At 44.0% G+C, this 13,382-nt stretch carries 14 protein-coding genes; 3 read left to right on the top strand and 11 right to left on the bottom strand.

Annotation, left to right across the window (positions count from 1 at the left end; all coding sequences use genetic code 11):
- The 3 genes from EQM06_RS02250 to EQM06_RS02240 form a co-directional block, all read right to left on the bottom strand.
- The gene (locus EQM06_RS02250) at positions 1-1,353 is read right to left on the bottom strand and encodes an acyclic terpene utilization AtuA family protein (RefSeq protein ID WP_128744799.1); all 1,353 of its coding nucleotides are present in this window, start codon (positions 1,351-1,353) and stop codon (positions 1-3) included.
- Between the two features lie 58 nt (positions 1,354-1,411).
- Complete coding sequence (locus EQM06_RS02245) at positions 1,412-2,716, bottom strand: CitMHS family transporter (protein WP_128744798.1); 1,305 nt, start codon at positions 2,714-2,716, stop codon at positions 1,412-1,414.
- Between the two features lie 297 nt (positions 2,717-3,013).
- Positions 3,014-4,345 carry a sigma-54 interaction domain-containing protein gene (locus tag EQM06_RS02240; protein WP_128744797.1) on the bottom strand — a complete coding sequence of 444 codons (1,332 nt, stop codon included), beginning with the start codon at positions 4,343-4,345 and terminating at the stop codon, positions 3,014-3,016.
- Between the two features lie 151 nt (positions 4,346-4,496).
- On the opposite strand from EQM06_RS02240, the gene EQM06_RS02235 reads away from it, so the two are divergent.
- Both EQM06_RS02235 and EQM06_RS02230 read left to right on the top strand, forming a co-directional pair.
- Positions 4,497-4,898, top strand: a complete 402-nt coding sequence (locus EQM06_RS02235) for a DUF134 domain-containing protein (protein ID WP_128744796.1) — start codon at positions 4,497-4,499, stop codon at positions 4,896-4,898.
- Positions 4,899-4,955: 57 nt separating this feature from the next.
- On the top strand, positions 4,956-6,158 hold the full coding sequence (locus tag EQM06_RS02230; protein WP_128744795.1) for a P-loop NTPase: 1,203 nt from the start codon (positions 4,956-4,958) through the stop codon (positions 6,156-6,158).
- Between the two features lie 82 nt (positions 6,159-6,240).
- Here EQM06_RS02230 and EQM06_RS02225 read toward each other — a convergent pair whose 3' ends face one another.
- The 7 genes from EQM06_RS02225 to EQM06_RS02195 form a co-directional block, all read right to left on the bottom strand.
- Positions 6,241-6,564 carry a DUF2325 domain-containing protein gene (locus EQM06_RS02225; RefSeq protein WP_128744794.1) on the bottom strand — a complete coding sequence of 108 codons (324 nt, stop codon included), beginning with the start codon at positions 6,562-6,564 and terminating at the stop codon, positions 6,241-6,243.
- A gap of 18 nt (positions 6,565-6,582) precedes the next feature.
- Positions 6,583-7,008, bottom strand: coding sequence for a flavodoxin (locus EQM06_RS02220; protein WP_128744793.1), 426 nt, complete (start codon positions 7,006-7,008; stop codon positions 6,583-6,585).
- A 29-nt stretch (positions 7,009-7,037) separates the two neighbouring features.
- Positions 7,038-7,598, bottom strand: coding sequence for a DUF3793 family protein (locus tag EQM06_RS02215; protein ID WP_128744792.1), 561 nt, complete (start codon positions 7,596-7,598; stop codon positions 7,038-7,040).
- A 139-nt stretch (positions 7,599-7,737) separates the two neighbouring features.
- Positions 7,738-7,920, bottom strand: a complete 183-nt coding sequence (locus EQM06_RS12960; RefSeq protein WP_205666577.1) for a FeoB-associated Cys-rich membrane protein — start codon at positions 7,918-7,920, stop codon at positions 7,738-7,740.
- Positions 7,902-10,049, bottom strand: a complete 2,148-nt coding sequence (feoB, locus tag EQM06_RS02205; protein WP_128744791.1) for a ferrous iron transport protein B — start codon at positions 10,047-10,049, stop codon at positions 7,902-7,904. Before feoB ends, EQM06_RS12960 begins: the two co-directional genes overlap by 19 nt.
- Positions 10,050-10,087: 38 nt before the next feature.
- Complete coding sequence (locus EQM06_RS02200) at positions 10,088-10,309, bottom strand: FeoA family protein (protein ID WP_128744790.1); 222 nt, start codon at positions 10,307-10,309, stop codon at positions 10,088-10,090.
- A gap of 65 nt (positions 10,310-10,374) precedes the next feature.
- Positions 10,375-10,590, bottom strand: a complete 216-nt coding sequence (locus tag EQM06_RS02195; RefSeq protein ID WP_128744789.1) for a FeoA family protein — start codon at positions 10,588-10,590, stop codon at positions 10,375-10,377.
- A gap of 263 nt (positions 10,591-10,853) precedes the next feature.
- Here EQM06_RS02195 and spoIID point away from each other — a divergent pair, with 263 nt between their 5' ends.
- Positions 10,854-11,855, top strand: coding sequence for a stage II sporulation protein D (spoIID, locus tag EQM06_RS02190; protein ID WP_128744788.1), 1,002 nt, complete (start codon positions 10,854-10,856; stop codon positions 11,853-11,855).
- A 95-nt stretch (positions 11,856-11,950) separates the two neighbouring features.
- Here the strand turns inward: spoIID and murA are convergent, their stop codons facing one another.
- Positions 11,951-13,213, bottom strand: a complete 1,263-nt coding sequence (gene murA / locus EQM06_RS02185; protein WP_128744787.1) for a UDP-N-acetylglucosamine 1-carboxyvinyltransferase — start codon at positions 13,211-13,213, stop codon at positions 11,951-11,953.
- Between the last annotated feature and the right edge of the window lie 169 nt (positions 13,214-13,382).

The following is a 13,382-nucleotide window of genomic DNA, read 5'->3' as shown; positions in this document are numbered from 1 at the left end:
CTACACCTCCTGATAGGATACTTTTATATCAACAATTTCTCTTGGAACAAAAATGGAGCATATGGAGACGACCTCAGAAACCTTTTTCGTTGCTCCTGCACCGCCTGCCGGACCATTTGTATAAAGAGCTTCTACTTCATTTGCAATTAACGCCGCATTTGCCCGATCCTTTGTTCTGCCTGAGCATCTTACTCTGATTTCAGAGAAATGATCCGGAGCGAGCTTATCAGAAATTTGATTTTTGTAAAGGGAATTATATCCGATAAAGTCGGTTCTGTATTCCTCCATTTGAACGCCTATTAATTTTAAACGCTTTTCCACAATATCTGCCGCCAGCTTTGCACGGTTCATACAATTCGATCCGCCATAGCTGATTTCGCCTTCACCGATAAAGCAGTCCTTATAGCCGACACTGACCTTGAGTGTTTCAGGCCGTCCATGAGAAGCGGCATGCTCTGCCCGTACCACATCCTTGCCTGCCTGCGTAAACGTTACATGAGAGAAATCTGCAATCACGTCCGGTGTCATATATTTTTCCGGATTGTGTATTTCATAAATCATCTGCTCCTTGCAAGTGTCCGTTGTGACCATGCCGCCGGAGCCTTCTACCTTTGTTACAAGCAATTTACCCGTTTCGTCAATTTCTACGATTGGGAATCCCAAAATCTCCAGGTTAGGAACATCTTTATATCCGGGATCCGCATAGTATCCGCCGGTCACCTGTCCGCCGCATTCAAGCAAGTGTCCTACCAGAACAGCCTGCCCCATTTGATTCGGATTGTCATCAACATTCCAGCCGAATTCGTGAACCAGCGGTCCGATAGCCAGTGCCGGATCGGATACTCTCCCTGTAATAATAATATCCGCATTATTTTCCAAAGCTTCAATAATGCCATCCGCTCCGCAGTATACATTGGTGGACAGCACCGATTCCTTTATTTCTCCCAAAGGGCAGCCCAGCTCCAGAACATCGTTTCCGTAATATTTTGCAATATCCTTTGAGATATCATCCCCTGTTACAGCTGCGATTTTAAGTCCTGTGACCCCCAGCTCTTTTGCAATGGCAACGGTGACATCTGCTGCTGAAAGCGGGTTCGCTGCCCCCATATTGGTAATGACCTTAATTCCATTTTTCTTGGCAAGTGGCAGAATTTTTCTCATTCTGGCTTCCAATAACTGATTATAGCCTTTGGAAGGATCCTTCATCTTGTCTTGCTGACCGATTGCAATGGTTCTTTCAGCAAGGCACTCAAACATGATGTAATCCAGATTTCCCTTCTCCATTAGTTCAACTGCCGGTTCAATACGGTCGCCTGCATACCCGGCTCCGCTTCCGATTCTAATTTTTTTCAATATTCTCATCTCCTCTAATTTCTGATCTGAACCTATCGGTTCAAATCAATCTACTCTATTAAAAAGCTATAACACCCGTTATGGTTGCTGTAATGACAACAACGATAGAAGCCGCCCAAGCTAAAGGCAGCGTCTTCTTCTGATGCTCGGCCAAATCCACCCCGGCAAGTCCGATCAGCAAGAAGGTGGCTCCGGTCAGCGGGCTGATCGGAAAGCCCAACGTCATCTGTCCCGCTATAGAAGCTCTCGCAATAGCCAGCGGATCGCCTCCCATCATGTCTACCGCCTGAGATAACACCGGCAGTACACCGTAATAGTAGGAGTCCGGGTCGAAGACCAGGCTTAAAGGCACGCCTAAAACACCGACTAAAATCGGAATAAATCCGCCTAAAGAAATCGGGATAAAGTTCACAATAGCCTTTGCAATGGCGGTCAGCATGCCCGAACCCTGCATAATTCCGATAAATGAGCCTGCGGCAAACAGCATGGAGGCCATCATCAGAGCAGCCTTTGCATGGGAATCCACTCTTTCCTTCTGAACAGAGATATTCGGATAATTAATAATCAATGCCAGTGCCGTTCCAATCATAAATACAACGGCCGGGGGTAAAATAGACTTCAGCATGACAAAAACAGCCAATATAATTAAAATCAAATTTACAGGGAATAATTTAGGCCTTTTTAAAGCCTCTGCTTCCGGGTCTGCCTCTTCTTCCAATTCTTCCAGACAAATATCATTTAATGTATCACCCAGTCTTTTCTTTTCGGCTCTTCCCAAGAATACTGCAATCACCAATATGGAGATAAATCCTGCTGCCATTGGAATCAGCATGGGAATAAATACTCCATTAATATCTGATTTCATAGCAGTTATGGCTCTCAAGGTCGGTCCTCCCCACGGGAGCATGTTCATAATACCTGCACCCAAAGCCACTAAGGTCGCTAAAGTAGTATTCCTCATTCCCAATTTTTGATAAAGCGGCAATAGTGCAGGAATGGCGATCAGAAATGTAACCGCACCGGAACCGTCCAAATGTACAATGGCAGCCAGCAAAAAAGTTCCTATACAAATCTTTACCGGATCCTTTCCCACCACCTTCAAAATCCCTTTTACGATGGGATCAAAAGTACCCGCATCCGACATGACACCGAAGAATAAAATAGCAAAAATAAACATGACACCTGTAGGCGCAATATTTTGCAGGCCTTCTGTAATGAATTCGCCCAGCTTAGCTCCCTGTCCGGCGACCAGACAGCCTATAATAGGAACGAGAATCAATGCAAGAAGGGTCTGCAGCCTTTTAGTCATAATCAACGTTAACATGATAACAATCGTTAAAAATCCAATCAGTGCTAATGACATAAGTGTTCTCCTTTTCTTTTATTATTGTCACAGAAAATGGAATCATCCTGGCCAGCGATGTTCCATTTCTACTTACGCATTACATATATAGCAAATTGCATACCAACTTTATTTTTGCCCCAAAGGCTGGATTTTACATGATTGTCTTTTTATTCGGCCCCAAAGTTTCTAAAATTTTAGAATATGAATTACTATTTTTTATAAAAGGATAGGAAAAGACTATCCTTTTAGAGTTTTCTAAAAAGCTAGAAACGAGCAGAATACTTCTAAAAAATTAGAAACATCCTGCTCGTTTTCTCAGTTATTTAATTTATTATAAAGTGTAGCCAGTGAAATTCCCAATTTTTTTGCAATCATTTTTTTGCTTTCCACTGTATCTCCATACATTTCAACGGCCGTGCTTATCTGCTCCTTTTCAAAAGCGCGAACTGCCTCGGATAACCGTCTAAGCTTATAGTCTGTCTGCTCCGAATGAGGTAATACCGTTGGCGGTAAACTTGCAGTTCCGATCTCATCATCATGGCAGACCACGGTGCTATATTCCAGCACATTGTTCAGTTCCCGAACGTTGCCCGGCCAATCGTAGGCATAGAGAATCCGCTTGGCTTCCTCGCTGATGGACAGCTCCCGTTTCTGCTGGATGCCAAGCACCTTTAGGTGTTTTTCCATCAACGGAAGAATATCCTCCCGCCGTTCCCGAAGCGGGGGCAAGTGCAGCGGAAAAGCCGAAATCCTATAATACAGGTCTTTTCTGAACCTTTTTTCTTCGATATACCTTAACAGATCCACATTACATGCACAAATAATCCGAACATCTATGGGAATTTCCGATGTTCCGCCCACCCGCCTGATTTTTCTTTCTTGAAGAACCCGAAGCAGCTTGGCCTGTAAATTATAATTCATTTCAGATACCTCATCTAAAAAAACTGTTCCTTTTTCAGCAATCTCGAAAAGCCCAGGCTTTCCGTTCTTCTTCGCACCGGTAAAGGAACCTGCCTCGTACCCAAAGAGTTCACTTTCCAGCATATTTCCGGAAAGTGCAGCACAATTAATCGCCACAAAGGGGTAGTCCCTTCGTGTGCTCTCATTGTGGATCGACTGGGCATAAAGCTCTTTACCGCAGCCGCTTTCACCGTTTATGAGTACGGTAATATCTGATTTAGCAAGCTTTTTTGCATTTTCTACACATTGAACAGACACAGGGCTTTCACATACAATATCTTGAAAATCAAATTTTGTGCCATTCGTATGCCGCATCCTTTCTTCCAAATCGGATTGCTTTCTCTCCAGCTCCTTTAAGGTATCCACAATAAATTTTGCGTTTTTTAGGAATGTAACTGTTGAAACTCCGCCTTTCAGTTTTCCGTTATCAAAGATGGGATAGATATTTGTAAAATATTCTTCCCCCTTTTCTTCCCTGAAAACAACTTCCATCGGTTTTTTCATTTTTAAGACCTGCGGCATTTTAGCCCCCGGCCTGATGTCCGTCAAGCGTGCTCCTTTTACCTCTTCCAACGTATAGCCTATAAAGTTTCCATATGCATCATTAAAGTACACAATTTTATTATCTTTATTCACGATCAGTACGCCTTCATCCATAGCGTTTAAGACCATTTCTAATTCTATCATGTAAAACCCTCTTTTTGCTCTTTTTTACATCATAGCACTGTCCGTTGACAGGAGCAATTATTTATTTTTATTGACATATGCCGGAAAAGTGTTATGATGGATATAGTTAATGACATATGACGGAAACTGTTTTCAATAAAGGAGGAAAATCATGTCCAGACCACGTAAATTCAGACGCGTCTGCTGCATGCCGGTAACAGAGTGTTTTGGACCCATCTGCTCTGATAAGAATTCAACGGATGGGGCAGCCTACACCTTTCCGGAGGGCTGCCAGATCATACAGATGTCCGTAGATGAATATGAAGCTATACGCCTGATGGATCTGGAAGGCTGTACACAGGAAGAATGTGCCCGTCAAATGGGTATTTCCAGAACCACTGTTCAAGGCATATACAATGATGCCCGAAAAAAGCTTGCAGATGCTCTGGTTCACGGGAAACTCCTATCCATTACCGGCGGCGATTATACGCTCTGTGAAAATTTTGAAAAAGGCTGTAGGGACGGATGCAGGAAAAAATGCCGAAAAAAGTGCCATTCGTCTGTTAATCTTTAGATTCTTAAATATTTTTGAGATAAAAACATAAAACTATAACGTAAAGGAGATAGAAAAATGAGTGATTGTTCAAACGAATGTGGAAGCTGCGGTTCAGACTGTGAAAACAGAACAGCTCCCCAGAGCTTTCTGGAAGAAACAAATGAATTCAGCAGTGTTAAAAAAGTGATCGGCGTTGTCAGCGGAAAAGGCGGCGTCGGCAAATCTCTGGTCACCTCTCTTCTGGCGGTTACCATGAACAGGCGGAAGTATTCTACCGCAATACTCGATGCAGATATTACGGGTCCCTCCATCCCTAAGGCTTTTGGTCTGACTGAAAAAGCAGCCGGCACGGAAGCCGGTCTTTTAACGGTCGATACGAAAACAGGGATCCGTACCATGTCCGTCAATTCGCTTCTCGAAGAAGATACCGACCCTGTAGTCTGGAGAGGACCTATTATCGCCGGAACAGTAAAGCAATTCTGGACAGATGTTATCTGGGGAGATGTGGATTTTATGTTCATCGATATGCCTCCGGGTACTGGGGATGTACCGCTGACAGTATTTCAATCCCTGCCGGTGGACGGAATCATTATTGTCACCTCCCCTCAGGAATTAGTTTCCATGATTGTGGGCAAAGCGGTAAAAATGGCTCAGTTAATGAATGTTCCTATTTTAGGAATCGTAGAAAATATGTCTTATTTTGTATGCCCGGACTGTGGCAAAAAATATTCGATCTTTGGGGAAAGCCATATAGAAGAAGTGGCATCACAATTTAATATTAAAAATGTTTGCAGACTTCCTATTCACCCGGAACTTGCCTCAAAAATGGATAAGGGTACGATAGAATCCTTTGATGGAGCATGGCTGGATGAGCTTGCCGACTGCATTGAAGGTACCTTGAATATAAAGCTGGCTGTGCCTTATGAGAATGGTCAGATCTTTCAGCATTTCGGCCACTCTGAGCAGTTTGAAATATTTGAAATAAAACAGGGCAAGGTGCTGAATAAGGAAATCATTCCCTCGGATTGCGAAGGTCACGGTGCACTGGCCGGCTTCCTTGCGGGCAAAGGGGTCACCACTTTAATCTGCGGAGGTATCGGAGATGGTGCGATCAAAGGGTTAGCCGCTGCCGGTATTCAAGTCGTAGCCGGGGTATCCGGAAAGATTGAAGAACAGGTACAGTTCTATTTAAACGGTTCCCTTCAATCCACCGATAAAGCAACCTGTGACCATCATGAGCACAGCGAAGGCCACAGCTGTACCGGGAATGGTCACTGATACCTTTCTGGCGAAAAAATATTGAAACGCTAAAAATTCCGGCAGAGAGCAGACTCTGCCGGAATTTTAATTCTTTGCCGTATTAGGATAAATGACAGTTGAATAATCCGCATTCCTTGCAGTTTCCGCTGCAATGTGCTTCCAATGCTTTCTTTAAAGCGCAGGAACTGCTGCTGTGACACCGGATAATATCCGAATTACATCGTTCTGCCTCTTGAACCGCACTGTTTACTAATTTATGTGAAACAGTGTTGGTAAATAAAATGATCAAGTCCGGTGTTCCTATTTTTTTCTTAAAGTCTGTTGTCATTTTTGCGAAAATCTTCGCCTTATATCCAAATTCCTTGCAAATACCTTTATACTGGGCAACCATTCTCTCATTACCGCCTACTATTACCACACTCATATATCCTAACCTCTTCCTTTATTTTACCAGGTTTATCCCATAGTTCCTGCACTCTTCCAATCCTGCATCGTCCGGCATTTCGTTGAGGATCAAATACCCCTGGGGAAGCAATGCTCCCGTATCCAGTACGTCCTGCTCCCAATTTCTCATCCATTCTCCATCGCCCCATCCGTAGGATCCAAAGATTCCGACAGTCTTTCCGCTTAACCAGCTCTTACAAGCGTTATATACCGGCTCAAACTCATCCTCTTCCAGCACTTCCACTCCCATAGAAGGGCAGCCAAAGGCCAGTACATCAAAATTACCCGCATTTTTACTGTCAAACTCATTGACAGCAAACAGCTCTGCCTCTGCTCCCGCCGACTTGGCTCCCTGATGAACAGCTTCTGCCATTTTCTCCGTATTTCCTGTTCCGCTCCAGTAAATGACTGCCATTTTCTTCATATTTGTATACCTGTCCCTTTCTTTTTTCTTTAACATGCAACGGTCAGCTTATGAATGTCTGCACCCTGATTGCACATCATTTTATATACTGCTTTACACTTATCAAATTTTGCAAAGGTTCGCGCTGCATTTTCTTCTTCTTCATATACCTTCCAGTAACCGCAGCACTTGCAATTTTTGCCCCGATTCTCAATGAACCCTTTTACATCCTGAGCCGGGTAGCTTAAGAACAGCCCGATTTCATGAGGAAATTCATCCGTTGAATTTTCCCCGCCGATTCTCCTGTGCAGCTGCCGGATAGAAGCTTCCACATCATCTGACAGGTATCCTTGCTTTTTAAGGAGTTTTTTGGCAATCGGACATGACAGATCGCACGCCAGCCGATTCCTTCTATATACATAAAGCAGAAAGCTCTTTTCTCTCTCCGCAAGGATTTCTATACGAACCCCTTTTATATCCAATTTTTTGTTGAGCCATTCCACTTCTTTTTTTGCCTGCTCCGGGTCTTGAAATCTGTAATTTACAATTTCTCCTGTCTTTAAATTTGCCAGCGTCGGCGCACAATTTTCAATAATTAACTTTTCCAGCATATTCGTCTCCCCTTTTCATACACCATGAGCATTGGCAAAACAACGTTTTGTTTTATAGTTAGCTATAGCTAACCGCAGGCTTATTTTTTAGGGTGGCTTATAACGGCCACCCTTTTAGCTGAGTACTCCTGTTTTAAGTTTATTTCTCCTGTTCGTCATGCGGCTCTTCACTGCTGCAACAGCTGCAGCAGCCTCCTGCATTAGAACTGTCACATCCGCTGCAGCCGGTGCATTTACCGGCTTTTGCATTTTTAGCCACATGTCTTGCGGCCAGAATTATTAAAACAAGAAATATTACGCCTATTATGATTGTTGATAACATACCACATTACCTCTTTTCTTAGGCATTGGTCTTACCAGTAGGAATATCATGACTGCCAGCAGTGCGATTGCTACTACGGTTCCCGCCCCGAAGGTCGTTCCGCCGAATAATATACCTCCAAGCTGGTTGATTATTAATGCCACTACGTATGCCAGAACTGTCTGATATCCGATTGCAAACCAAGTCCATTTCGCATTATTCATTTCTCTCCTGATTGCACCGATAGCTGCAAAGCAAGGAGCGCAAAGTAAATTAAATACCAGGAAGGACAGGGCTGCCGCACTGTACGGGAACATAGAAGCTATGCTTGTTAGAAGTCCCGTATCGTCTTCCGCCACATCTCCTCCAAATCCAAAGAGTACGCCGAACGTACCTACCACGTTTTCCTTGGCAACTAAACCGGATATCGTGGCAACCGCCGCTTTCCAATTTCCGAAGCCAAGCGGAGCAAAAATTGGGGCAACAAAGGTTCCGATTACGGCCAGTATGCTGTCGTCCTCTGCTACCATGCCAAAGCCTCCGTTGGTGAACCCAAAGCTGGACAGGAACCAAATCGCTGCACAAGCCAGGAAAATAATCGTTCCGGCTTTTATAATAAAGGATTTTCCTCTTTCCCACATGTGAATCCAAACGCCTTTAGGGGCAGGCATGTGATATTGAGGCAGTTCCATTACAAACGGTGCGGCATCTCCCGCAAACATCTTTGTTTTCTTCAAGACAATTCCGGAGAAAATGACTGCGCCAATTCCCACGAAGTACATAACCGGAGCCAGCCAAGGAATGTTCGGGAACATAGCCCCTCCGATCAAAGCAATGACCGGCAGCTTAGCACCGCACGGAATGAATGTGGTGGTCATGATCGTCATACGTCGATCCTTTTCATTCTCAATCGTCTTTGTTGCCATAATCCCCGGTACGCCGCAGCCAGAGCTTACTAAAAGAGGGATAAAGCTTTTTCCCGAAAGTCCGAACCTTCTAAAGATTCGATCCATGATGAAAGCAACTCTTGCCATATATCCGCAGTCCTCCAGTATGGACAGGAAGAAGAACAAGATAAACATCTGCGGCACAAATCCGAGCACGGCTCCCACGCCGCCGATGATACCATCTACCACCAAGCTTTGAAGCCATTCTGCGGTTCCTGCATTTTCCATGAAGGTGGCCACTCCGCCCTGTATGTAATCGCCGAACAGCACATCGTTCGTCCAGTCTGTAGCAATGGCTCCTACCCACGAAATCGATACGTAATATACCACGAACATGATGGCTATAAAGATTGGCAATGCCAGTATTCTGTTGGTTACCACCCGGTCAATTTTATCGGAGGTCGTAAGGCCTCTTTGTTTCTTTTTCAGAACCTTTTGAACAACCTCACCGATAAAGATATACCGCTCATTTGCCACGATGCTCTCACTGTCATCATCCATTTGCTTTTCTATCTTTGAAATCACATTGTCCAGTTTAATACCGATATGCTCGCTCAGTTTCAGCTCTTTTAAGACCTCTTCGTCATGCTCAAAGAGCTTGGAAGCATACCATCGGATGTACTCCTGAGGTACCATCCCCTTGATCAACGTTTCAATCTCCTCGATGGCCTCTTCTACCTCTTTGGAAAATCGGTGCATTCTTACTTGGTTAGCTTTAGCTAACTCTACAGCACATTGAATCAATTCGTTGCAGCCCTCTCCCTTTAGGGCAGAAACCTCTCTTACCGGGCAGCCCATCTGTTCTGACAGCTTCTTTAAATCAATCTTATCTCCGTTCTTTCGGATCAAATCTGCCATATTCACGCCAATTACAACAGGAATGCCTATTTCGAGCAGCTGTGTTGTCAGATATAGATTTCTTTCCAGATTTGTACCGTCCACTAAGTTTATAATAACGTCCGGCGTTTCTTTAATCAAATAATTTCTTGTGATGACCTCTTCCAAGGTATACGGTGAAAGAGAATACACACCCGGAAGGTCCGTAATAATAATATTTTTGTTTCCTCTGAACTTTCCTTCCTTTTTTTCCACCGTAACGCCGGGCCAATTCCCCACATATTGGCTGGATCCCGTTAAGGCGTTAAAAATCGTGGTCTTACCACAATTTGGATTTCCCGCTAAGGCAATTGTAATTTTTTCCATTTTAATTCCTCCTGTTTCAATTAAATCAGCGTTTTTCTCTATGCAACGATGATATTTTCCGCTTCGCTTTTTCTAATTGAAAGCTCATATCCTCGGACCGTTATTTCTATCGGGTCACCCAAAGGTGCCACTTTTCGAACAAATATGGCTACCCCCTTTGTAATGCCCATATCCATAATTCTTTTTTTAAGTGCGCCTTCACCTTGAAGCTTTTCCACCGTCACGGTCTCTCCGCACTTCACGTCTTTTAAATTTCTCATGTTTCCTCCATTTTAGCGGGAGATGCTGCCTCCGCTTTGTTCTATATTTATCGATGCAAAGCACCTTAATGAATCAAGATTCGGGAAGCCATCGCTTTGCTTATGGCAACTCTGGCCTCTTTCACATTTACAATAACATTTCCTCCCAATTCAGAGATAACCATTACCTGCGTTCCTGTAACAAACCCCAGGGTTTCAAGAAAACGCTTTGTATCATCTTTGCCTTTAATAGTAGAAACAGTTACCTGAGTTCCCGGCGTGGTCATTGTTAACGGCATCATACTACCTCCTTCTTTTGGTTTGTTCCTCTCATTATTTGTGTATGAAAATCTACGAATCAGTCCCTCGTGATTTTCTAAAAATTAGAAGTAAGCTTTCGCTAACTTTAACATCTTAAAAATAGTTAGCTCTTGCTAACTTTTTTATCCTACACTGAGTTTACCATGGCTAACTGTTCTTGTCAATAGCTATTTTATTTTATTTTTGTCCGGCATACTTTGTCCTTCCGGTTAATATAATGAATTAAAATAGAGAGGATTTACTTATGAAAATAACAAAAAAAACGATACTGTACATTGTTATTGCAGAACTGTTTACGTTCATCCTGCTGCCTTCCCTTCTCTTGGGCGTACATGGCATTTTTAACAAGCTGCCGGCTCCTGCAGTACCAAAAATATTTGTGAATAAAGTTGAGATACCTAAAAACATACGAGTATATCGGCATACCTACGGTGTCACAGAAGTGGTTCCCTTTGAGGATTATGTCAAAGGCGTTGTAGCCGGAGAAATGCCGTCCAATTTTGAAACGGAAGCACTGAAAGCTCAAGCGGTAGCAGCCAGGACCTATTCCCTTTCCAAAATTATACGCTCCGGAGACGGAGGGAATCCACCGGCGCATCCGGATGCTCCCCTTTGCGACGACACACATTGTCAGGTATATCGCAGCGTGTACGACCTCACCGCATTGAAAGGCGACAATTGGATGCAGAAGAGCTGGCCAAAAATCTGTAAAGCTGTAGATTCAACGAAGGGCCAGTTGATGTATTACGACGGGCAGCTGGCGGAGCAGGCTCTTTTTCATTCCTCCAGCGGCGGGCGCACGGAAAATTCGGAAGATGTTTTTGCTTCAGCCGTGCCTTATTTAAGAAGTGTAGATAGTCCTTACGAAGAAGGGGCCACCCACCAGGAAGAGACCAAATACTTTTCCACGAAGGACTTCATCTATTTAATCAATTTAAAATATCCGGACAGAAAACTGTCCGCTCCCATCAGCAAGGTTGAAATCGTCTCAAAAAGTGACGGCGGCCGTGTCGAAGAGATAAAAGTAAATAATTCCTCTTATCAGGGCAGAGAACTGCGGGATGCACTGGGTCTTTCCTCGGCAAACTTCAAAATATCGTTGTCAAACGGTACCATAACCATCACCAGCACCGGATTCGGACACGGAGTCGGAATGAGCCAGTACGGAGCCAACGGCATGGCGCAAAGGGGTTCCAACTACAAAGAAATCCTAGCGCATTATTACACCGGCGTCAAGATTTATTAAAACAATGTTCTGTACATCATGGAAAGCAAAAATGGCCAGTCTTAAATCTTAAGACTGGCCTGCTTCTTTTCTTTCATCCTTGCGGCCTTATTCTTTCATTCTTCTACTCTTATGATCGTGGCACCGATTCCTTTGAACTTCTCCACAAACTTTTCATACCCTCGCTCGATATGATAAATCTCTGAGATTTCGGTGGTTCCCTCTGCCGTCAATCCGGCCAGAACCAATGCCGCACCTGCTCTTAAATCCGTGGAAATGACCTGTGCGCCCTGCAAAAGCTTTTCTCCCTGGATCACAGCACTTCTGCCCTCTATCTTTATGTTCGCACCCATTCGGTTCAGTTCCCCCACATGCATGTATCGATTTTCAAAAACTGTTTCAATCACGATGCTCGATCCCTTTGTGGTCGCCAGAAGAGACATGAACTGAGACTGCATATCCGTCGGAAATCCCGGATATGGCAGCGTCTTTATGTCTGTCGCGACAAGGGGAGCTACATCTCCTCTTACGATCAATCCTTCATCTGTGACTTCCACAGCTGCACCGCATTCCTTGAGCTTCGCTATGATTGGCTTTACGTGATCGGGCACCACATTTTTAATCAGGACATTCCCTCTTGTAATCGCTGCGGCCACCATAAAAGTACCGGTCTCGATCCGATCCGGTATAACGGAATGCTTTGCGCCGTGCAGCGAGGAAACCCCTTCGATTTTAATGGTATCGGTTCCCGCACCTTTGATCTTGGCACCCATCCTGTTCAGGAAATTTGCCAGATCTACGATTTCAGGCTCTTCTGCCACGTTTTCCAGGATGGTAATTCCTTCGGCCAATACAGCCGCCATCATAATGTTCTCTGTGGCACCTACGCTGGGAAAATCTAAATATACATTGTTGCCTGTCAGCTTGTCGGCAACGGCCTCAACATATCCATGACCTTCCTCAATCTTTGCACCCAGAGCCTGAAATCCCTTCAAATGAAGATCAATAGGTCTTGCCCCTATAGCGCATCCTCCGGGCAATGCGATTCTGGCCTTTCCGGTTCGCGCCAAAAGCGGCCCCATCACCAGTATAGATGCTCTCATCTTCTTGACCAGCTCATAGGGCGCCTCACATGTCATAATCTCTTTCGTTTCTATTTCAAGCTTGTTATCACGATATTCTTCTTTTATTTTCGAGCCTAAACTTCCAAGCAGTCTGCACATTACGTCTACATCTCTAAGGGCCGGAACTTCTGTAAGCTCGCAAGCTTCATCGGTTAAAATGGCAGCCGCCATAATAGGAAGCACGGCATTTTTAGAGCCGCTTATAGTAACTTCTCCTCTAAGCGGTCCGCTTTTTTGAACTAAATATTTGGCCAACTTTCCCTCCAAAACAATCTGTTATTATCTATCTATCTCGTCGTTTACAATTTGCTGTAATCTCATACAATTCTTTCACTACATACCAAGACAGCATATCCAAATTTATCTATCTCAGCACACCTTAATTATTATAACATTATTATATTTTTTTACAAGAAAAATAATT

It is taken from the genome of Aminipila luticellarii (assembly GCF_004103735.1).
Taxonomy (GTDB): Bacteria; Bacillota; Clostridia; order Peptostreptococcales; family Anaerovoracaceae; genus Aminipila; species Aminipila luticellarii.
This window is presented reverse-complemented; position numbering and strand designations above follow the sequence as displayed.